General features: G+C 63.2%; 18 protein-coding genes and 1 pseudogene. 14 read left to right on the forward strand and 5 right to left on the reverse strand.

Annotated elements, in window-relative coordinates:
- Positions 1–77 precede the first annotated feature (77 nt).
- Positions 78–695, forward strand: coding sequence for a uracil-DNA glycosylase family protein (locus ABIA70_RS21000; protein ID WP_131683374.1), 618 nt, complete (start codon positions 78–80; stop codon positions 693–695).
- 91 nt (positions 696–786) lie between these two features.
- Positions 787–1,440 carry an SRPBCC family protein gene (locus tag ABIA70_RS21005; protein ID WP_354149527.1) on the forward strand — a complete coding sequence of 218 codons (654 nt, stop codon included), beginning with the start codon at positions 787–789 and terminating at the stop codon, positions 1,438–1,440.
- Positions 1,441–1,502: 62 nt separating this feature from the next.
- Here the strand turns inward: ABIA70_RS21005 and ABIA70_RS21010 are convergent, their stop codons facing one another.
- Positions 1,503–2,777 carry a type II toxin-antitoxin system HipA family toxin gene (locus ABIA70_RS21010; protein ID WP_354149528.1) on the reverse strand — a complete coding sequence of 425 codons (1,275 nt, stop codon included), beginning with the start codon at positions 2,775–2,777 and terminating at the stop codon, positions 1,503–1,505.
- Positions 2,774–3,040, reverse strand: a complete 267-nt coding sequence (locus ABIA70_RS21015) for a helix-turn-helix transcriptional regulator (protein ID WP_354149529.1) — start codon at positions 3,038–3,040, stop codon at positions 2,774–2,776. The genes ABIA70_RS21010 and ABIA70_RS21015 overlap by 4 nt, the downstream gene beginning before the upstream one ends.
- Positions 3,041–3,453: 413 nt before the next feature.
- On the opposite strand from ABIA70_RS21015, the gene ABIA70_RS21020 reads away from it, so the two are divergent.
- Positions 3,454–4,434, forward strand: coding sequence for a thermonuclease family protein (locus tag ABIA70_RS21020; RefSeq protein ID WP_354149530.1), 981 nt, complete (start codon positions 3,454–3,456; stop codon positions 4,432–4,434).
- 73 nt (positions 4,435–4,507) lie between these two features.
- Here ABIA70_RS21020 and ABIA70_RS21025 read toward each other — a convergent pair whose 3' ends face one another.
- Complete coding sequence (locus ABIA70_RS21025; protein WP_354149531.1) at positions 4,508–5,749, reverse strand: hypothetical protein; 1,242 nt, start codon at positions 5,747–5,749, stop codon at positions 4,508–4,510.
- A 108-nt stretch (positions 5,750–5,857) separates the two neighbouring features.
- Between ABIA70_RS21025 and ABIA70_RS21030 the strand changes: the two genes are divergently transcribed.
- The 6 genes from ABIA70_RS21030 to ABIA70_RS21055 all read left to right on the forward strand — a co-directional run bounded on the left by ABIA70_RS21030 (position 5,858) and on the right by ABIA70_RS21055 (position 14,432).
- Complete coding sequence (locus tag ABIA70_RS21030; protein ID WP_354149532.1) at positions 5,858–7,357, forward strand: type I restriction-modification system subunit M; 1,500 nt, start codon at positions 5,858–5,860, stop codon at positions 7,355–7,357.
- Positions 7,350–8,504: a restriction endonuclease subunit S gene (locus tag ABIA70_RS21035; protein ID WP_354149533.1), complete on the forward strand. Its 1,155-nt coding sequence runs from the start codon at positions 7,350–7,352 to the stop codon at positions 8,502–8,504. Before ABIA70_RS21030 ends, ABIA70_RS21035 begins: the two co-directional genes overlap by 8 nt.
- The gene (locus ABIA70_RS21040) at positions 8,504–9,439 is read left to right on the forward strand and encodes a restriction endonuclease (protein WP_354149534.1); all 936 of its coding nucleotides are present in this window, start codon (positions 8,504–8,506) and stop codon (positions 9,437–9,439) included. Before ABIA70_RS21035 ends, ABIA70_RS21040 begins: the two co-directional genes overlap by 1 nt.
- A 141-nt stretch (positions 9,440–9,580) precedes the next feature.
- Entirely contained in the window at positions 9,581–9,886 is a 306-nt protein-coding gene (locus ABIA70_RS21045; RefSeq protein WP_354149535.1) for a hypothetical protein, read from the forward strand.
- Between the two features lie 16 nt (positions 9,887–9,902).
- Positions 9,903–10,988 (forward strand): helix-turn-helix domain-containing protein, encoded by a 1,086-nt coding sequence (locus tag ABIA70_RS21050; RefSeq protein ID WP_354149536.1) that lies wholly within the window; start codon positions 9,903–9,905, stop codon positions 10,986–10,988.
- Between the two features lie 45 nt (positions 10,989–11,033).
- Complete coding sequence (locus ABIA70_RS21055; RefSeq protein ID WP_354149537.1) at positions 11,034–14,432, forward strand: DEAD/DEAH box helicase family protein; 3,399 nt, start codon at positions 11,034–11,036, stop codon at positions 14,430–14,432.
- 34 nt (positions 14,433–14,466) lie between these two features.
- On the opposite strand, the gene ABIA70_RS21060 is transcribed toward ABIA70_RS21055, so the two are convergent.
- On the reverse strand, positions 14,467–15,453 hold the full coding sequence (locus ABIA70_RS21060) for a polysaccharide deacetylase family protein (RefSeq protein ID WP_354149538.1): 987 nt from the start codon (positions 15,451–15,453) through the stop codon (positions 14,467–14,469).
- 136 nt (positions 15,454–15,589) lie between these two features.
- Here ABIA70_RS21060 and ABIA70_RS21065 point away from each other — a divergent pair, with 136 nt between their 5' ends.
- On the forward strand, positions 15,590–17,437 hold the full coding sequence (locus tag ABIA70_RS21065) for a glycoside hydrolase family 15 protein (RefSeq protein ID WP_354149539.1): 1,848 nt from the start codon (positions 15,590–15,592) through the stop codon (positions 17,435–17,437).
- A 33-nt stretch (positions 17,438–17,470) separates the two neighbouring features.
- On the opposite strand, the gene ABIA70_RS21070 is transcribed toward ABIA70_RS21065, so the two are convergent.
- Positions 17,471–17,884 carry a hypothetical protein gene (locus tag ABIA70_RS21070; protein WP_354149540.1) on the reverse strand — a complete coding sequence of 138 codons (414 nt, stop codon included), beginning with the start codon at positions 17,882–17,884 and terminating at the stop codon, positions 17,471–17,473.
- 124 nt (positions 17,885–18,008) lie between these two features.
- Here ABIA70_RS21070 and ABIA70_RS21075 point away from each other — a divergent pair, with 124 nt between their 5' ends.
- From ABIA70_RS21075 to ABIA70_RS21090, 4 genes and pseudogenes are all read left to right on the forward strand, one after another.
- Positions 18,009–18,743 (forward strand): FadR/GntR family transcriptional regulator, encoded by a 735-nt coding sequence (locus ABIA70_RS21075; RefSeq protein WP_354149541.1) that lies wholly within the window; start codon positions 18,009–18,011, stop codon positions 18,741–18,743.
- A 27-nt stretch (positions 18,744–18,770) separates the two neighbouring features.
- The gene (locus ABIA70_RS21080; RefSeq protein WP_354149542.1) at positions 18,771–19,904 is read left to right on the forward strand and encodes an asparaginase; all 1,134 of its coding nucleotides are present in this window, start codon (positions 18,771–18,773) and stop codon (positions 19,902–19,904) included.
- A gap of 7 nt (positions 19,905–19,911) precedes the next feature.
- The gene (locus ABIA70_RS21085; RefSeq protein ID WP_354149543.1) at positions 19,912–21,381 is read left to right on the forward strand and encodes an aspartate ammonia-lyase; all 1,470 of its coding nucleotides are present in this window, start codon (positions 19,912–19,914) and stop codon (positions 21,379–21,381) included.
- A 55-nt stretch (positions 21,382–21,436) separates the two neighbouring features.
- Positions 21,437–21,702 (forward strand): annotated as a pseudogene (locus ABIA70_RS21090) (amino acid permease); the annotation flags it as partial.

The raw sequence follows: 21,702 nt of genomic DNA on the forward strand, positions 1-21,702 counted from the left end.
TGCGCACCCCCACGCCCAAAAGCGTAGAGTGGAACCAGACGCCTGATTCTGGACGCCGTGCTGCTGAGGGAGAGATCGTGACGATTGACTGGGACGAAAAAAAGGCCCTGCTACAGGAACCAAACATCGCGGCGGTAACGCAGCTCTGCGATGAACTGATGGAAAAGAAGCCTGGGTCCGTCGTCCCGTACATCGACCCCGTGCATGACGAGGACGAATGCCGGATCGTCAGCCTCCATGTCAGCCCCGGCAAGGGAACAGAGTCCGGCTTCGTCTCCCATTTCAATGACGATGAAGCCGCACGCCGCGCCACGCAGATCTATGAACTTGCCGAGCTTGATCCGCGCTACGTGATGCCGTGGAACGCCTACCCGTGGGTTCGCGACGCAGATCTTCCCTCGGCCCTGAATGTCCAGGAAAAGACCGACGGCCTGCGGCCCTTCCGGCAGTTCCTCAAGATCAACCGGCGCGTATCTGCCGTCATTGCACACGGTACGGATGCGTCCACGTTCCTCACCCTCTTCGAGAAGACCTACCATTCTTCCCTGAAGAACAGCGGCATCAAGATCTACAAGGCCAGCGCGCTCGGCGGGCGGGCCTTTGCTGTTTCCGAGGCCAAGCAGGAGGACCTCCTGGCCAAGAGCGTGGATGTCTACAAGGACGCCATGCAGCGGGCAGGCATCCAGCACCTTTAGGCCCTATCCCATGGCCTCCAACGGCGTTATGTTGAGCCTACTGATGACCTAGGAATTCTCATCAGTTTCGGTTCCAGTCGAAGGAGACGCCGTGAGCACGAAAGTAACAAAACGGATTGTTGTCGACGTACCGGTGGGCACTGCCTATAACCAGTGGACCCAGTTCGAGGATTTTCCGCATTTCATGGCCGGAGTCGAGAGCGTCAAGCAACTCAGCGATGACCGGCTGAAATGGGTGGCGCACATTGCCGGGGTCCGCCGGCAGTGGGAGGCCAGGATCGTCGAGCAGATCCCCGACAGCAGGGTGGCATGGGCGTCCACTGAAGGGCCCACAAACTCGGGTGTCGTGGAGTTCCAGGATGTCGACGGGAACAAGACCCAGTTATCGCTCACTCTGGAATACCAGCCGGCGGGCATGGTGGAGAAGGTCGGCGACCTGCTCCATGTGGTGGCACGGCAGGCTGAACACGACCTGAAGAAGTTCAAGGAATTCATCGAACACGAGGGGCACGCCACCGGCGCCTGGCGGAAATCAGTCCCCGGTACTGCAACCGGAACAGCCTCAGGGACAGCTGCAGGAGCGACCCGGTTTGCCCATCTGTTCGACCAGACGAACGGCCTGGTGGACTTCGAGGGCGAGTCGGACGAGACTCCGGAAGGCGAGAACTACAGCGCGGCCGAACGTAAGGCCCGCCAGCGGAATGAGGGCTACATACTGCCACCGCCCGCCAGCGGATCGTTCTGACCCCTCCTTTCTGCGAGCACGACGGCGGTACTGGCCGGAGTGCGTCAGTCACCGCTGCCTGGTCAGGCTTCCAACAGCCGCCGTCGGTGCTTGAGCTCCTTGACCCACGCCCTGGTGACCATGTCCGGAAACGGCGAGCCGCCGTCGTCGTTCGTCCCGGCACCGTTCCTTCCGGAGCCGTTTCTTCCGGCGCCATCCACGCCGGCGAAAGCGGTGCCCGCCTCAAGATCCGCGATCAGCGGACCTGACGCCTTCAGGGCAACCTCCAGGACCTGGACTGCCGTGCGGTCGGTGAGGCCGAGGTCCTTCGCCCAGCCCAGGAAGTGGCGCCGCGAAATTCCGCTGCGCTTGCCGTTCAGCGTCAACGCCAGGGTTTTGTCCCCGTAGACCACTGTTGAGGGGATGTCGTACACCGGCGCGATGGTCCACTCACCGTGTGGCTGCTGGACCATGGAAACGTTCTTCGCGTGCAGGTCCCCGTTGCCGCTCAGCCACGCAAACGCCCCCTGGATGGCGAGGTTGCGGAGGGCCGGCAGCGGTGCAGCGCAGTAGTCAGCGAGCGCGTGGCACACCGTCCCGAAGCCCACGTTGTACTTGTCCGCCGGATACAGCTTCAGGACCTGGGCCCCGTCCTCCACCGCGAGACGCTGAATCTGGTCGGCATGTCCGCCCGGGACCGGGATACGGTCGAAGCGCTCCACCAGCAGGCCCGGCCGGCCCGCCACATCGCGGATCAGCTCAACCCTGCTCAGCGGGATCCGCAGTCTGGCCGCATAGCGGAACATCACCAGCTCGTTCTCCACAACGTGGGGGAATTCCGGGGCGTTGAGCTTGAGGATGAACCGCCTGCCGGCACTGGCTACGGGGAGCGAGATCATCCCGGCGGACAGCTTGTCCTGCACTCCGGCCAGGGCCACGGGATCGATCAGGTCCGGGTCGCCCAGCAGCTGATCGAAGTCCACCGGCAGCTTGGTGTCCAGCTGGACGGCGTGCTCATCGGGGTCCAGCGGCTCGCCGTGCCCCACGATCTGCACGTCGCCCACGGGGTTCCCGCCGGCGGCGATGAGCAGCGAGAGGTCGTCGTCGGCGCTGGTCTTGATGGACCGCCGGAGCGCATTGAGCCGCCGGCCCTCGGGCAGCAACCCGGTGAAATAGGGCGGCGCAGCCCCTGCCGCGGAGAAGACCGGCTCACTGGTCAGGGGAAGGGAACTGGCGACGGCGGGCCCGCCGGATGCGAGGTAGGCCGGCAGGTAGCTGAACTTCGTCCCGCCGTCGTGCCGTTCCAGCCGCGCGCCGAGCACACCCGCTTTGTAGATATCGGCGACGCGGTGCTTCATTGAGGCGTTTCCCCGGCACTGGTTGCGCGGCTGAGCGCCCGGGCAGCTTCGCTGGACCGGGTGGCGAGCCGGAGTTCGAGGCCCAGGGTTTCCAGCACGGCGGTCAGTGAATCAAGCTGGACACTCGGTTTGCCCTGCTCCACGAACCTGACAAAGCGCTCGGAGACCCCTGCCATGTCCGCGAGGTCCTGCTGAGTCAGGCCCAAGCCGGCGCGGCGGGCGCGGACCTCCGTTGCGATCAAGCGTGTGATCGGGTCATTCATGGCGCTCCAATAGGTACGATCGTGCCGATCCGCTGCATAATAACCAGACTACTCCGAGCCCCGACACCTGAACATGGGGATACCGGCACGATCGTGCCGGTAGAGATCATCCATGCATTGCTTCCACTATTTTAAAGTTCAACGATAACTTCGGTCATCTTGATCCAATGTTGAGGAAAAGTTGCGTTCCCACGTCGAGCATTAACGAAGAAGACTTTCAGGATTTTCCAAGGTGGCCGGAAGGCCGAATTTGGGCGTTCCGGATCCAAGTTCCAAAAGAGAGCGTGTGAATGAAACTCATCATTGCCGCCGTGGCCGCGGCCGCACTGGTCGCAGGCTCAGTAGTAGTCGCCGCAGCAGCCAATGAAGACAACGGAACAGTAGTCCGGGTCATCGACGGCGATACGTTGGTGGTGTCAATCAACAACGGGGATCATACGATTCGGCTGCTCAATATTGACACGCCTGAAACCAAGGACCCCAACCAGCCCGTGGAATGCCTCGGCCCCCAGGCAACCGAGTTCCTGGAGGATCTGCTGCCGAAGGGCACTCAGGTCAGACTCGAATTCGATGTTGAGCGTCACGACAAATACGGCCGGACACTTGCTGGCGTGTTTGCTCCGGACGGATCGCTGGTGAACGCGGAAATTGCCCGGGAGGGGCTGGGAATACCGATGCAAGTCGGCCAAAACCGTAAATTCCTGCCGCCCGTCCAAGCTGCCTATGAAGAAGCCGCCACTGCGAAGACCGGCCTCTATTCCGAGGCAATCGACTGCGCGCTGCCCGCGCAGCTGGCGCAGACCACCAAAGCGCTGGAAGACGCTGCTGGAGCCGCGTCGCCAACTACTTCGGTGGCCGCCGAAGCGGCTGCCGCGGTGCTGCTCACCAAGATCGCCGCAGCGAAATCTCTCCGAACAGTCTTTACTGCCACAAAGGACGCCAACAGGGCCCTCTACTGGGCCGGGCTTTCCGCCGCCGGCACTGCGGCGGCTCTCGCCATCTTGGATAGCAAGATCTCCAGCGGCGAGAAGAAGATGGATGAGTTCAAGTCGCACCAAGCAACGCTGGCGGCCGCTGAAAAAAAGGCGAAAGAAGACCGCCTGGCCGCTGAAGCGCAGGCTGCAGCGGAGAAGAAGGCCGCAGAGGAACGTGCCGCTGCAGTGAAGAAGGCAGCTGACGAAGCAGCCGCCGCAACGAAAGCAGCCGCAGACGAAGCGGCCAGGCTGGCTGCAATAGAGGCTGAGCGGCTACGCAACCTTCCGGCGCCTTATGTACCGCCCGCACCGGCACCATATGTTCCGCCTGCACCTGCTCCGTATGTACCGCCGGCACCATCCGGCTATACAGGTCCGCGTTGTTACGCACCGGGCGGGAAGACTTGGCGTCCCTGTTAAGTAAGGGTGGGTGACAGCGGGCCCCAGGCGCTCTTGGGGCCCGCTGCTGCGTTGAATCCAGAGCGGGCCTAGATCATTCGTCGGCAGCGGAGCTCTTTCGCCGTTCCTCGATACTCTGGGCCACGTGAAGAATCGAGTCCTCTACCCCTCCGGCGATGGCTTTTGGAGCGGCAGCCACCGTGCCGGCGGCGGAGCCAACAACCCCGGCCACTGTAGCTCCGGCGGCATGCCCGAGATCGAGCAATGACGTGTGCCATTCCTTGCGCTCGAACGCGGCAGTTTCCGGCATACCGTAACCATCAGAGAACACCGTGAGAAGCCGCTGGATTTCCGCTAAGGCATCGTACAGCTTGGGCATTTCGAACGGGTTCGTCACCCGGGTGAAGGTGTCCACCTTCGAAGCCTTGACTGCGGCGTCAGCGAGACGCTGGACTTTGGACCTTGTGAGCTCAAGCCGGCGCTCCGCGGAAAATGCTACATGCCGGGCATGGACTCCACCGATGTCGGAATCTGCTCCGCGGACTATCTCCAGGGAATCCATTCGCACCATGTTTGTCAGGGCAACGGCGGTGATGATCAGCCAGTGCTGGAGCTCACCCGAAGCTGCCCTCTGCGCACCGTCCAGTCGCTTTCCGAAGCTCTTGGCATTAAGTTCGTCGGTGAGAGTATCTATGTGGTTGAGAGCGACAGCGTGCATCTGCGACAACGCCGCGGCCTGACCGGCCACCTGGTCCCACAAAGTTGCGCTGAGATGGCCAGTCTCTTCGAAGTAGCCAAAGGCCTTCTCGAGAATGAAGGTAATTCCCTGGATATTTCCCAGCGCTTCATTCCGGTTATCGCGGAGCACGGTGTCCAGCTTGGCGTCTATGGACTCAAGCTGAACTTCGAGGCTATGGATAGCGGTGCGGATGGCCAATGCTGCGGCCAGCATGGCAGGGTGCCCCATGACGGCGGGATTCACGCCCGAGGTCTTCACCAGGTCCACCACGGTGTCGATGGTTCCATCGGACTGCCGAAGGACGCCACTGATGAGGCCGAACTTTTCCTTGGTTGAGCCAGCAAGTTCCAAGTACTTGGCGTACGACTCCGCCGTCATCTGGAACGAGTTGCCGCTGACGGCGCCATGCCCCAAAATCCCGACAAGGCCACCGGCAACAGCCAGCATGTCGGTGATAGCTGTTCCGAGCTTTAAGGTCCTTTCAGTCGGAACATCAAGCTTTTTGAAAAGCTCGGCGATCGCAGCGGGATTTCCTGCTACCAGGGCGGACTCACCATCGACGTAGAGAGCGAGGTCAGAATTGGGGGCTTCATCCATGGGGACATCTTCACACACCGTGCGGACAATAGGTGGCTATGGGAAGCGCCAGCCCATCTCTGTGGAGTCGCGGACGGGACACCCGCCGCGGGCACTAAACTCACTGGGGTGATCACAGGTGAAATCAAGTCCCAAGTAGACAAAGTCTGGAATACCTTCTGGAGCGGCGGTATCTCCAACCCGCTGGAAGTCATCGAACAGATCACGTACCTGCTGTTCCTGAAGCGTCTCGACGAGAACCACACCCGAGAGGAGAAGCGCGCCAACCTCCTCAACCAGCCGCTGCAGAACTCTGTGTTCCCGAGCGGCCTGGATCCGATGGGCCGCCCTTACGCCGACCTCCGCTGGTCCAGGTTCAAGGACTTCTCCCAGACCGAGATGTACACCGTCTTCTCGCAGAATGTCTTCCCGTTCCTTCGGAATGAGCTCCCCAAGCTGGCAAACGGAGAAGATTCCACCTACAGCACCCACATGAAGGATGCGCAATTCAAGATCCCCAACGCGGGCGTCTTGAAGCAGGTGGTGGACATCGTTGACAGCATCAACATGGACGGCAAGGACACCAAGGGCGACCTGTACGAGTACATGCTGTCCAAGCTCGCCTCGGCAGGCACCAACGGGCAGTTCCGCACGCCGCGCCACATCATCGACCTGATGGTGGCTATGACCGCGCCCAAACCGCTGGAAGCGATCTGCGATCCCGCCTCCGGCACCTGCGGCTTCCTCGTGCAGGCCGGAGAGTACCTGCGGAAGAACAACACACACCTGCTCACCAACGACGAGACCAGCAAGTTCTTCCATAATCACCAGTTCCACGGCTTCGACTTCGACTCCACCATGCTCCGGATCGGCTCCATGAACATGCTGCTGCACGGCGTGGAGAACCCGGACATCTCCTACCGCGATTCGTTGGCGAACCTGCACGAATCCGAGGAGGAGAAGTACAACGTCATCCTCGCCAACCCACCGTTCGCCGGGAGCCTGGACTACGACAACGTGGCCAAGGACCTCCTGAGCGTGGTCAAAACCAAGAAGACGGAGTTGCTCTTTCTGGCCCTTTTCATCAAGCTGCTGAAGCCGGGAGGCCGCGCCGCCGTGATCGTCCCGGACGGTGTGCTGTTCGGGTCCACGAACGCGCACAAGCAGCTACGCAGGATGCTCGTGGAGGACCACAAGCTCGACGCCGTTGTGAAGCTCCCCTCCGGCGTCTTCAAGCCGTATGCCGGGGTGTCCACCGCCGTCCTGTTCTTCACGAAGACCAACTCCGGCGGCACGGACAACGTCTGGTTCTACGACGTGAAATCCGACGGCTTCAGCCTCGACGACAAGCGCACACCCCTGGGCACCTCAGATCTCCCTGATGTCCTCGCCCGCTGGAATGAACGGACGACGGCGGAACTCACCCGAGCGCGGACGGAACAGTCGTTCTGCGTGCCGCTTTCGGAGATTGTCGAAAACGACTACGACTTGTCACTGAACAGGTACAAGGAAATTGAGCACGCGGACATCGAGCTTGCGGAGCCGGCGGAAATCCTTGCGGCGCTAGATGAGCTCGAAGACGAGATCTCCCGCGGCACTACAGAGCTAAAGGACCTCCTCGTTGGTTGAGCATGTCGGAACCCCGATGGTGCAGCTCGGTGACGTTGCGAACTTCATAAATGGTGCCGCATTCAAACCCGAAGACTGGGGATCCACCGGCTCCCGAATCATCCGTATCCAAAATTTGAATGATCCGTCAAAGCCTTTCAACCGAACGGAAAGGGTCGTCGATAAGAAACTGCATGTACAACCTGGCGATCTGTTGGTTTCATGGTCGGCATCCCTGGGCGTTTTTGTTTGGGATCAACCGGACGTGGCTGTCCTGAATCAGCACATCTTCAGGGTCGTCCCCAACGACAACCCAGTCGACAAGGACTATCTGCGTCACATGCTGAGCGATGCCCTGGAAAGCATGAAAAGGCACCTACACGGCGCCACAATGATGCATGTGAACCGCAAAGAGTTCCTATCTACGCGTATTCCACTGCCACTCCTCGACGAGCAGCGGCGGATTGCGGCGATTCTCGACAAGGCCGACGAGCTCCGAACCAAGCGCAGCGAAGCCCTCGGCCACCTCGACGCCCTCACCCAATCGATCTTCCACTCCCTGTTTGGCTCTGGGGTTCCGGCCCACAGCGAGCACCCAGCAGTACGAATGGGCGACGTGCTGCAATCAGCCACCTATGGATCCAGTGAAAAAGCTTCTCTTTCGGGGGACATGCCGATATTGCGCATGGGCAATCTCACCTATGGGGGTGAACTCGACCTGAGGGACCTTAAGTACGTCAGAGCAGACCAGCCGGATAAGTACCTGCTTCGCCGCGGTGACGTGGTTTTCAACCGAACAAACAGTGCCGAATTGGTTGGAAAAACTGCAATGTACAAAGGAACGGAGCCACTTGCCTACGCTGGGTATCTTGTTCGACTGAGAAGTTCACAGGAGCTATCGCCGGAGTACTTAACCGCATTCATGAATCTGTCCAGCACAAAAGGACTGCTTCGGAACATGGCAAAGTCCATCGTGGGAATGGCAAACATCAATGCTAAGGAAGTGCAATCCATCCGGCTCCCCCTTCCGCCCCTGGAACTCCAGCAGACCTTCGCAAGCCGCGTTGCCGCCGTCGAAGAGTTGAAAGAAAAGCACCGCAAGCACCTGGCCGAACTGGACTCACTATTCGCATCACTCCAGGACCGGGCCTTCAAAGGAGAACTGTGATGACTACCGTTGTCGAGCAGGATGGCATTCCGAAATGGCATGGCTTCATGTCGGCTCTCCTGCAGGCACTGTCCGATGGGCATTCGCGGACCCGCAGCGAGCTGGTCAAGCAGGCGATGGACATCGTCGGTCTGACTGAGGAGCAGCGTGCGGTCCAACTCGACTCCGGAAGCCTCAAAGCCAAAGGCCGCGTGGGCTGGGCAATCTCGCACTTGATCGCCGCCACCGCGTTGGCCCGGCCGGACAATGCTCTTTATGTCATCACAGACGTCGGGCGCCAACTCCTACTTCGCTACCCAGAGGGTCTTGCCCAAGCCCAGCTGCGCGAAATCGAGGCCTACCGGCAGCACAGGGCCGAGGTCCGGGCCGCCCGCCGGGAGATTTCCACAACCCCCGAGGCAGACGTACTCGACGAAGACGCAGACCCAATCGATGCCATAGAGGCCGCCATTGAACGGATAAAGGCTGAAGCCGGAACAGAGCTGGTCCAGCGGCTCAGGGAAAGCGACCCGGCATTCTTTGAGCAGGCCGTCGTGGATCTGCTCCTGAGGATGGGCTACGGGGGTGCCGAGCAGCGCGGCCGACGCATCGGCGGCTCGGGCGACGGTGGCGTAGACGGCGTCATCGACCAGGATGCACTCGGACTCGACCGGATCTACGTGCAGGCCAAGCGGTACGCGGACGGCAACACGGTGGGGCGTGAAACCATCCAGGCCTTTGTGGGCGCACTCCATGGCGTCGGAGCCTCCCGCGGCGTCTTTATCACCACCAGCACCTTCACGTCAGGAGCCAGACAGTACGCGGAGAATGTCCCGTCACGCATCATCTTGATCGACTCGGCCCGCCTGGTCGCGCTGATGATCAAGTACCGCGTCGGCGTCCAGGTGAAGCAGAGCTATGACGTGGTGGAGCTGGACGAGGACTTCTTCGAGTAACTGCGATGTCAGCCCGGACGTATAGATTGGCGGCATGCACTGGATGACCTGCGGCCGATCAGCGTGAGTGGCGGATGGCATGCTTCCTGCCCTGGCGCGGCCGCCGCATGGATGTACAATGTAACCAGATCGGTTACATGAATGGACGTCGGCTATTCCAGCAGCAAGCTCGAAAAGGTGCTTACAACAGAGCGTGAGCTAAAGAAAAACTACAAGGCCCAATGGGTGCCGAAAATCAAAATGCGCATCAAAGAACTTGAGATCGCAGACAATCTTGAAGAACTGCTCGATGGACCGGGCCATTGGCATCCCCTGACGGGCAATCTGGCCCCGATGTGGGCAGGAGAGGTCTCGGGTAACTTCAGGATGCTCATCACGCCAGGCTCAGACGGCGCAGCCGCTGAAGTCACCGCCGTCATCGTTGAAAAGATCGGCGACTACCACTAGGAAGAGAGAGGAAACCATGGCCGCCAAAACCGACTATGCAGTCCACCCTGGCACCTTCCTCCGGGATTGGCTGGACGAGAACGGCAAGACCCAGCAGGAGCTCGGCGATGCTGCCGGGCTGAGTCGCAAGCACATCAGCGAACTGCTCAGCGGCACTGCGACCCTCTCCCCCGAGGTCGCCGCCAAACTGTCGCTTGTCACCGGATACTCCATAAAGTTCTGGCTCAATGCAGAAGCCATCTTCCGTGCGGACGTTGCCAGGCTGGAACTTGAAAAGCAACTCGCGCGGCATGCCAAGGAACTGCCTGGGACCGTGACCACGTTTCTGCGCAAGGAGGGCTACATCAAAAGCACCTTGCGGGACCCCGGACGGCTGGTCTGGGAAGTTCTTGCGTTCTTTGAGGTTGGCAGTTGGAAGGCGCTGGAATCGAGAATTGCTGCACCTGCAGCAGCCTTCAGGCAACAGCTGACGCACGATGTGAGCTGGCCGGCAGTGGCCACGTGGCTGCGGCTGGGGGAGATCGAATCCCGCCGGGCAAACGAGGCCCTGCCGCCATATGACGCACGGAAGCTGAGGAGCATCGCGCCGGAACTGCCAAAGCTCAGCAGCCTGGACCCCGGCCAATACCGCAAGCGGGTGGGCGAAAAACTCACCGGCGCCGGCGTCGAGCTCCTGTACGTCCCGGAGGTCCCAGGGTGCCGGGCGCACGGAGCCACCCGTTGGGTGAATGGGCGGCCGCGCATCCAATTGTCGCTTCGGGGCCGCAACGACTCGCAGTATTGGTTCAGCCTCATGCACGAGATCCACCACGTCCTGAACGACAGCCACGACGATCTCCTGCTTCAGGGCCCGGCCGAGTCGAAAGAGGATCCCCGGGAGGTTGCCGCGGACGCTTTCGCCAGGAACTGCATCATTCCCGAGAGCAACGCAGCACGTCTTGGCTCGCTTAGGACACTCTCCGATGCCACAGTATTTGCACGAGAACTCGGCATCGCCCCAGGCCTTGTAGTCGGTCGGCTCCACTTCGATGGGCGCTGGAAGTATCAACAGGGCCATCAGCTGTTCCGTGACGTGAGTGCCGCGCCAACCTCTTCCACATGATTGACTAGTGCTCATACGCGGCGTGGCAGTGACGGGGGTCAAGTAGTGGGGGCAGGCAACAGCAATTTCGGGTTCATGCTGGGCGACTGGCCGGACCTGGCGCAGCACGCGCGGCGGGCCGAGCAGTTCGCACGGCTCGATCCACGCGCCTCCATGTTCTACGCACGGTACACCGCGGAGCGCCTGGTCGATTGGCTGTACAAGGTAGAGGCTGCCCTAAATCTCCCGTACAAAGAGGATCTCAACGCCCTCCTTAGTGAGCCGGCATTCAAAAACCTCGTCGGCGGCGCCATCGGCAGCAAGCTCACCATCATCCGCAAAGCCGGAAACAACGCCGTCCACAACCCGGTAAACCCCACCACTCAAGGGGCGGAAATCGTCCTGCGGGAGCTCCACCACGTCTGCTACTGGCTGGCACGGAACTACGCAAAGAACGGCAGCCAGCTGCCGCCGTCGTTCGCGTTCGACGCCGGCCACCTCGCCCCGGCGACCAAGGCAGCGGTCCAGCAGCTGTCACCGGAGCAGCTCCAGAAGCTCGAAGATGAACTCAAGGCCAAGAATGCAGCCCTCGCGAAGTCCGCGGCAACGAACGAGGATCTCACAGCCCAGCTTCGGCAGCTCCAGGCGGAAATAGCCGAAGCCAAGAAGCAGAACCAGTCCATTCCGGACCACCACGACTACGACGAAGCGCTGACGCGCAAGCACCTCATCGACTGGGACCTCAAGGAAGCTGGCTGGCCGCTCGCCAATACTGAGGACCGTGAATTCAAGGTGGACACGATGCCCACTACCAGCGGCACGCTGAGCGGCATCGGCTACGTGGACTACGTCCTCTGGGGCGCGGACGGGCTGCCGCTCGCCGTTGTGGAAGCCAAGCGGACCACGAAGGACCCGCACGTGGGAAAGCAGCAGGCCAAGCTTTACGCCGACTGCCTGGAGCTCCGGTACAACAGGCGGCCCATCATTTACTACACCTCGGGCTACGAGACATGGATCTGGGATGACACCATGTATCCCGAACGGGCAGTCCAAGGCTTCCACACGCGCGATCAGCTCCAGCTGTTCGTCAACCGCCGGCAGTCCCGCAAACCCCTGGCGCAACAGCAGATCGACAACTCCATTGTTGAACGCCCATACCAGCACAACGCCATCCGCAAAGTTACCGAAGCCTACGAGACGGACTGCGAACGCAAGGCTTTGGTGGTCATGGCAACGGGGACCGGAAAGACGCGAACCGTCGTCGCGCTCACCAAACTGCTGCAGGAAGCCAACTGGGCCAAACGCGTCCTGTTCCTGGCCGACAGGGTGGCCCTGGTCAAGCAGGCGGCGAACGCGTTCAAGACCCACCTCCCGGGATCCGGGCCCGTTATCTTGGGCTCCGGCGAGGAAGCAGACAGCCGTATCCACGTGGCCACCTACCCCACCATGATGAACCTCATCAACCACACCCAGGGATCACTGGGCCAGCGCAGGTTCGGCATCGGCCACTACGATCTCATTATTGTTGACGAAGCCCACCGCTCGATTTACCAGAAGTACAAAGCGATCTTTGAGTACTTCGACTCGCTCCTGATCGGCCTTACCGCCACCCCGCAATCAGAGGTGGACCGCAACACCTACAACCTCTTCGGTATCGAGGACAACGTACCCACATTCGCGTACGAACTGAACGAAGCCATCGAAGCCGGCTACCTCGTCCCGCCCAGAGTGGTCCCGGTTCCGCTCAAATTCCCTTACGAAGGCATCGCTTACGACGACCTTCCAGAGCATGAAAAAGAGCATTGGGACGAACTCGACTGGAACGAGGACGGCGAAATCCCCGAGACCGTGGATTCCGCCGTCGTGAACTCCTGGCTCTTCAACACCGACACGGTGGACAAGGCGTTGGAAGTCCTGATGACCCATGGCCACAAGGTGGCCGGCGGGGACCGGCTCGGTAAGACGATCATCTTCGCCAAGAACAACCGGCACGCCGAATTCATCGAACGGCGTTTCGACAAGAATTATCCGCACCTCAAAGGCCATTTCGCCCGGGTGGTGACCTACCAGGTGAATTACGCACAGACCCTCATCGACGAGTTCTCGCGCCGCGACGGAGACCCGCATATCGCGATTTCAGTGGACATGCTCGATACGGGCATCGACGTCCCAGAAGCCGTCAACCTGGTCTTTTTCAAGATGGTGCGCTCCAAGACCAAGTTCTGGCAGATGGTGGGCCGCGGGACGCGCCTCTGCCCGGACCTCTTCGGACCCGGTGAAGACAAGAAGGACTTCTTCATCTTCGACCTCTGCCGCAATGCCGACTACTTCAACGCCGGCATGCCGGGCAACGAAGGGTCCCTGGGTAAGTCGCTTGCGGAAAGCACCTTCGCCACCAGGGTCCAGTTGCTGCGTACGACGGCGGACCTCGCCTGGGATTCCGATGTACCGTTTGTTGTGGGGTTGCGGGAGTCTTTGCATCACACCGTAGGCAGGCTGCCGTTGGACAACTTCCTGGTCAAGCCGGCCCGCAAATGGGTGGACAAATTTACCGAGCCTTCCGGCTGGAACTCCCTGGGCGGCGAAGACTTCGACGCTCTGGAGACGGACATCGCACGGCTGGCATCGATCGGCGCCCTGCCGGATACAGAGGAAGCCAAGCGCTTTGATTACCTCATCCTGCAGACCGAACTTGCAGCACTGCAGGGCAAGCCACTTGGCCCTCTGCGGAAGAAGATACAGGCCGTAGCCGCCGCCCTGCAGGACCAGCCCAACATTCCCGCCATTGCAGCGCAACTGCCGTTGATCGGGGCAATCCTTGACGACGCCGAGTGGGAGTCCGTCTCAGCTGAATGGCTGGAAGAGATCCGGCTCAGGCTGCGCGAACTTGTCCACCTCATTGAGAAGCGCAAGCGCAACGTCGTGTACACGAATTTCCAGGACCAACTCGGCGAACTAGAGGAGATCGACCTCGTCGGCGCATCCAATGGCCACATCGATCTGGTCCGGTACCGCGAGAAGATCCGCCTCTACCTCGCCGGCCTTCAGGACCACGCAACCATCCAGCGCCTGCGCAGGAACAAGCAACTGACTGCCTTGGACCTCTCTGAACTGGAGCGCATCCTGCTGAAAAGTGGCCTCGGCTCCCGGGAAGACCTGGACAGGGCGGCCACGGAGGGGCTGGGCCTCTATGTGCGTTCGCTGATCGGCCTGGATCGGGACGCTGTCGAGGAAGCCCTCGCCGAATTCGTGGCAGGAACAACGCTGACAGCCCAGCAGCTCGACTTCCTGCAGGTCCTGACCTCACATCTGGTGGAGAACGGGAAGGTGGCCCCGGCCGCACTTTTCGATTCCCCCTACAACGAGTTGGCGCCCTCGGGCCCGGACATTCTCTTCGGCGACGATGGAGTTATGAAACTGTTGGGCATCCTGCGCAGTATCGAGAACCGCGCCCGCGTGGGCTGAGCCGCGCCTACCGCGCCCCACTGCCCAGCCCCGGCTACAGCAGGCTGTCCAGCGTCGCGAAGCTGTACCCGGCGGCGCGGACGCGCTCGATGATCTGCGGGAGGGCGTCCGCATCCAGGGTGGAGCCGTCGTCGGGGTTGGACCCGATGTGCATCAGGACGATCTCGCCGGGACGCAGCGCAGCCAGCACCCTGTCAGCCACCTGCTGCACGCTGATGCCGCCACTGGTTCCCTTCCAGCCGAGGGTGTCCACGGTCCACCGCACCGGCACATAGCCAAGGTTGTTCACCGCGGCTATGGCGCGTGCATCACGCTCCCCGAACGGGAAACGGAAGAGCGGCGCGGGGTCGGCACCGGCGGCGAGGATGGCCTGCTCCGCGCCCTGGACTTCGGCCGCGATGCCGGCATCCGTGAGTCCGGTTAAACCAGGGTGCGTCATCGAATGGTTGCCCACGCGGTGCCCGGATGACACAATCGCGGAAACTCCGGATGGGTTCGCGGCCGCCCAACTGCCGGTGAGGAAGAACGATGCCGGAACCCCTGCTTGGGAGAGAGTCCGCAGGATCTTGGGCAGCCCGGCAGAGTTGGCCCCGGCGTCGAACGTCAACGCCACTACCTGCCCTGCACCGGGTATCACCTCGACGTCCTGGCCCAGCAACGCCAGCGGGAACGGCGCAGCGGGGGGCGGCTCGGGCGGCGGCGGGGGCTGGGGCGTCACGGGCGGCTCGGGGCTGACCACCGGCGGTGCCGCCGTGGGCGCGGGGGAAGGCGGCCGCTCGGAGGGACTGGGCGACGCCGTCGTGGGAGACGCCGTCGTCGTCGGACCCGTCGTCGCTGGAGCCGTCGTCGCTGGAGCGGGAACCGCGGAGGTTGCACCGGGGGACGGGGTGACTCCCGCTGCCGGACCGCCCGCAGGAGGGGCAGTGAACAGAATTACCGCCCATACAACGGCGCCGATGACCAGCACGCCGGCCAGGATCGCCGCAACCACGCGGCGGTTCCGGGCGGAGGTCGGCCTCATGCTTCAGAGTGCCGCGAGGGGGCACCCGCAGGGAAGGGCAGAAAGGCCCCAATCCGGGAAGGCCGGCAAGTGGAAAACACGGTGAATCGGCGGGACAATAGAGGAGTACAGGAAACACACGGAGGAGCCAGCAGACATGCATGCTCCGGCATATCCGCGCCCGGTGGAGCGACCCGAGGGGTACCTGCCCATCGAGGACCACGGCCTCATCGGCGACGGTTCCACCTGTGCTTTGGTGGGCCGCGATGGCGGCATCTCGTGGCTTTGCCTGCCCGAATTCGACAGCCCGCCGTTCCTGGCCGGTATTCTGGACAGCGAGTCCGGCGGCCTGTTCGAAATCACTCCCCTGCCGCTGCTCTCCTCCACCCAGCGGTACACGGAGGATTCCGGCGTTGTGGTCACTTCGCTGTACTCAGACCGCGGGATGCTCCAGGTAACCGACTGCCTCACGCTGCGCTCGGGGGCGGATCTCGCGGAACCCGTCCCGGCCGGCCGGTCGGAGCTGCTCCGGCACGCGCAGGCGGTAGGCGGCGACGTCCGGGTCCGCGTCAGCGTGGCACCGAAGGTTGGAACTACCTTTGACCAGCTCGCGGCAGGATGGCGGTTCGACTGGCAGGTGAACGGCACCCAGGAGGTATACCTATGGTCATCGGTGGAGCTTCGCCCCGAAGGACGCGGCCTTGGTGCCGAACTGACCCTGCGCGCCGGCGAAACCCTCACCGTGGCGCTGCACTGGTCCGGGCGGTTCCGGCTGCGTCAGCGTCCGGACGCGAAGAAGCTCATCGACCAGACGGTGCGGGCATGGCGCGAATGGGCATCGGCCCTGACGTGCGAGGGCTCCCAGGCCGAGCTGATGAAGCGCTCCGCCATCACCCTGAAACTGCTGGATCACGCTGAAACGGGCGCCATCATGGCGGCGGCCACGTCCTCCCTCCCCGAGTGGCCGGGCTCGCCGCGCAACTGGGATTACCGCTACACCTGGGTGCGGGACGCCTCCTTCTCCAACTATGTGCTGAGGAGGATCGGCGATCCCAGCGATGCCGACGTGTTCCTCGCCTGGGTACTGACCAATGTGGAGCGCGACGGCGTCCCTCACGTCATGTACGCCCTGGACGGGTCGCAGCCGCCGGACGAGGTGGTGGATCCGGTGCTTCGGGGTTACCGCGGGTCCTCCCCCGTCCGCTGGGGAAACGGCGCTGTCAACCAGCTCCAGCACGACGTTTACGGCGAAATCGTTGATATCGCATACCAGTGGTCCAACAGCGGCCAGCCGGTGGACCACCAGCTGTGGTCCACCCTGACGCCCATTGTGGAAGCTGCCATCCGGAGCTGGAAGACGCCGGACAGCGGGCCCTGGGAAGTCCGCAGCGACGGCCGCCCCTTCACGTACTCTGCCGCCATGTGCCATGTGGCCCTGGACCGCGCCATCCAGATCGCGCGGAAGCACCGGCTCCCCTATCCGAACCGGCGCTGGGAGGCGGCAGCCCGGGAGATCCACGATGCGGCCCTCAGCCTGTCCTGGAACCCGGAACGGCACACCTTCACCGAACAGCTGGGCGGCGCAGGCGGACTGGATGCTGCCCTGCTGACACTCCCCATACGGAACGTCATTTCGTTCAACGACCCCCGGATGGTGTCCACCACGAGGGCAATCGAGGCAAACCTCGACGCCGGCAACGGACTCCTGTTCCGCTACCTGCCCGCGGAATCACCCGACGGCCTGCCCGGCACGGAGGGCGCCTTCCTGCTCTGCAGCTTCTGGCTGGTGGACAACCTGGCCGGGCAAGGACGGCTGGACGAGGCCCATGAACTCTACGAATCCCTGTGCCGGCGCGCGAACCCCCTGGGTCTGTTCCCGGAGCAGATCCACCCCGACACCGGTGAGTTCCTCGGCAACTTCCCGCAGGCTTTCAGCCACGTCGGCGTGCTGGCCAGTGGACTCCGGCTGCTGACGGCGCAGCGGCGCAACGCCGCGAAGTCCTGAAGGCTGCAGCCCGCTGTGACACGCGTGGAACTGTTAGAACAGCGGTGCGGTGTTCTTCTCCACCAAAGCAGGATTCCCCACTGATTCCCGCTTCTTCTTGAGGAACCCCGCCCGCTGGTACCGCTGGGCCATGATGAAACCGGCCGGGGTGCCCTGCTCGTACGACTCAACGAAAACGGCCTCCTGCCGCCCCTCCGACGAGGTGATGAACCCGTCCCAGGCAACAGCCACGCGGTCAGGAAGCGGCTCCTCCCGAAGGGATTGCCTTGCTGCAGCCACGCCGGCCTCGAGCTGGTCCCCCACCAGATACCGTTGCAGGTTCCGCTGGCCGCCTTGCTCCCGAATGACAAAGGGCACGAGGTCGGAGCCTGACGAAACCACTGAATCAATCGCGTGGTCCAGGGCCATGAAAGCGAGGTTGACGAGTTCCTCCGAATATTCATCCATGGCAGGAGACTAACCGGCGGCCCGGGGAAACATGGGGGTCATGGCGCCAGACACACCGAAGTCATATAACTGCCCCGATGAGGTAACGATTGACACCCAGTGTGACCCGTGCCATATTTGAAGCGTGAACCTGTCAGACAGCCGGACAGCAGGACAGCCTGCCAGCCCCTCCCGCGACCAATCCCCCGGCGCCCAGCCGCTTGCCCGGCTCAGCGCCGCCGAAGCGGTGTTCAACGCAATCCGCGGTGACATCGAATCCGGGGAAGTGGCAGTGGGCGGGAAGCTCAGCTCCGAAGCGATGCTCGCCCAGCAGTATGGGGTCAGCCGCTCCGTCATCCGGGAAGCTCTCCGCTCCTGCACCGCCCTTGGCCTGACGGTCACCAAGACCGGCAAGGGCACCTTTGTGGTCGCCGACAAAGTGGCCAACGACCTCACCCTCGGGCAGTACTCGGCACGGGACCTTACCGAGGCCCGTCCCCATATCGAAGTTCCGGCAGCGGGACTCGCCGCACAGCGCAGGACCGCTGAAGAGCTGGAAACGCTCCGCCACATCGTCGCAGCCATGACCACGGAAACGGATCCCGAATCCTGGGTTGCGCTGGACTCCAGCTTCCATGCTGCCATCGCCCGGGCCAGCGGCAACAAGGTGTTTGCCAGCGTGGTGGCCGATATCCGGGGAGCCTTGGCTTTCCAGTCCGAGACCCTGAACATGGTGGCCGACCGCCAGCACGCGTCGGACAGCGAGCATCAGCACATCCTCGCCGCCATCGAAGCCGGCTCCGCCGAGGAAGCCAGCAAAGCCATGGCCGCGCACCTGCGCGCCGTCGGCGTTGCCCTCGATTCCATCCTCAACAAGTAACCAGCCAGCAAGCCACCCTAGGACGTCATGCCAGCCCCTGCCTTCCCTGCTGCCCAGTCGGCAGCTGCCGCTACCGCCCCAGTAGAGCCTGGTGAGCTCCCGCGGCACGCACCCCTGGTGGTTGCCACCCGCGATGGCCTGGTGGAAAGCGTCCACTACGGTTCCGTCATCGCCACCGCCCCGGACGGCTCAGTCCTGGCCGCGGCCGGGGACCCCTTGGCTCCGTTCTACCCCCGTTCCTCCCTCAAGCCACTGCAGGCCGTTGCCATGGTCCGTGCCGGCCTGAAGCTCCCCGCCGACCTGCTCGCCCTGGCCGCCGCCAGCCATTCCGGCGGCGCCAGGCACCGCGGCGGCACCCAGCGCATCCTTGCCATGCACGGGCTCACTGCCGGCGACCTGGAGAACAGCACCGACCTCCCGTACGGCACCAGCGAGCGCGAGGACTGGCTGCGGTCCGGACTCCGCGCCACGCAGCTGACGCAGAACTGCTCAGGCAAACATGCGGCCATGGCTGCCACCTGCGTCATCAACGGCTGGCCGGTCAAGGGCTACCTTGACCCGTCACACCCGCTGCAGGAACTGGTCGCCACCACCGTCGCCGAACTCACCGGAGAACAGCCGCTGGGCCGCAGCACCGACGGCTGCGGCACCCCGCTGTTCGCCCTCACCCTGCGCGGAATGGCCCGCGCCTTCGGAACCATCGCCGCCGCCGCAGCCACCGCCGGGGCCGGGGCCGGGGCGACCGGCGCGGAGGCAGGCGTCAGGACCTCCGACGACGGCGGGACCGCCCAACTGCTAGCGGAAGCCGCCGTCGGGCTCGCCATGCGCGAGCACCCCGACATGGTGGCCGGCGAGCGCCGGGACGTCACGGAGCTGATGCGGCTCCTCCCGGGCACCGTGGCGAAAGACGGCTTTGAGGGTGTGCAGCTGGTGGGCCTGCCCGACGGCCGCGCTGTTGCCGTGAAAATTTCCGACGGCGGCGACCGCGCCAGAATGCCCGCCACCGTCCACGTCCTGAATGCCCTGGGCGTGGACACGGCGCCCCTCGCCGGGATCGGCTCTGCTCCCGTTCTGGGCGGCGGCCACCAGCTCGGACTGCTTCAGCCCCTCGATTTCCTGACTGCCTCAACGTTGTCCACGCCCGCCACCGTAGCCCCGTAAGGACCCCATGCCTGACCTGACCATTTTTGAAGCCGCAACTCATAATGCAGCGCCCACTCATGAAGCGTGCACCGATGGAGCGCAGGACACCCGCTCCGAGCACGACCTCCTGGGTGACCGCGACGTCCCCCGCCACGCATACTGGGGAGTCCACACCCTTCGCGCTGTGGAAAACTTCCCTATCACCGGGCAGCCGCTGTCCTCCAACATGCACCTGGTCCGCGGCCTGGCCGCCGTGAAGCTCGCCGCCGCCCGGACCAACCGCGAGCTCGGGCTCCTGGACGCCGAGCGTGCCAGCGCCATCGAACAGGCGTGCCAGGACGTCATGGCAGGAAAACTCAGCGACCAGTTCGTGGTGGACGTGATCCAGGGTGGTGCCGGGACGTCGTCGAACATGAACGCGAACGAGGTCATCGCCAACCGCGCCCTCGAAATCCTCGGCCACCCCAAGGGTGACTACGCCCGGTTGCACCCCAACGACCACGTCAACCTCAGCCAGTCCACCAACGACGTGTACCCCACGGCCGTGAAGCTGGGCACCATCTTCGCCACCCGGCAACTGCTGGACGCTCTCTCCGGACTCGAAGAAGCCTGTGCTGCCAAGGCTCTGGAATTCCGCACCGTGGTGAAGATGGGCCGCACCCAGCTGCAGGACGCCGTCCCCATGACGCTCGGCCAGGAGTTCGGCAGCTACGCCGTGACCATCGGCGAGGACCGGCTGCGGCTGGCAGAAGCAGACCTGCTGATCCACGAAATCAACCTCGGCGCCACAGCCATCGGCACCGGCCTGAACGCGCACCCCGGCTACGCCGAGGCAGCCTGCCGGCACCTGGCCGAGATCACCGGCCTGCCGCTGGTCACCGCCGTCGACCTCATCGAGGCCACCCAGGACGTCGGCGCCTTCGTACACCTGTCCGGTGTGCTCAAGCGCGTGGCCGTGAAGCTCTCCAAAATCTGCAACGACCTCCGACTGCTCTCCTCCGGCCCGCGCGCCGGCTTCGGCGAAATCAACCTGCCGGCAGTCCAGTCCGGTTCCTCAATCATGCCCGGCAAGATCAACCCGGTCATCCCCGAAGTGGTCAGCCAGGTGGCCTACGAGGTCATCGGCAACGACGTCACCATCACCATGGCCGCCGAGGCCGGGCAGCTCCAGCTCAACGCCTTCGAACCCATCATCGTCCACAGCCTCCACAAGAGCATCTCCCACCTGGAAGCAGCCTGCCGCACCCTCACGGCACGCTGCATCCAGGGCATCACCGCCAACACCGACCACCTGCGCCGCACCGTGGAGCAGTCAATCGGGCTGGTCACGGCACTCAATCCCCACCTTGGCTACGCCACCGCCACCGCCATCGCCCAGGAGGCGTTGGCCACCGGAAAGGGCGTGGCCGAGCTCGTGCTCGAGCATGGCCTGCTGACCGCAGTCCAGCTTGAGGAACTCCTGAGCCCCGAACGGCTCGCCAACCTCAGCAAGTAGTCCACCCGACAAGCAGTCCACCGACGCCCCAACGGATCATCCCAAGGACACACCTATGACCACTCCCCCCATCCCTGACCACCTGATCGATGGCGGCCACGCGCACGCCAGCGAGACCGCCCTCCACGCCGAGGACAAGGGCTACCACAAGAACCTCAAGCCCCGGCAGATCCAGATGATCGCCATCGGCGGAGCGATCGGCACCGGCCTGTTCCTCGGCGCCGGAGGCCGCCTCAACGCCGCCGGACCGTCCCTGGTCATCGCCTACGCGGTCTGCGGTTTCTTCGCGTTCCTCATCCTCCGGGCACTGGGCGAACTGGT

It is taken from the genome of Arthrobacter sp. 754, assembly GCF_040548695.1.
Lineage (GTDB): Bacteria > Actinomycetota > Actinomycetes > Actinomycetales > Micrococcaceae > Arthrobacter.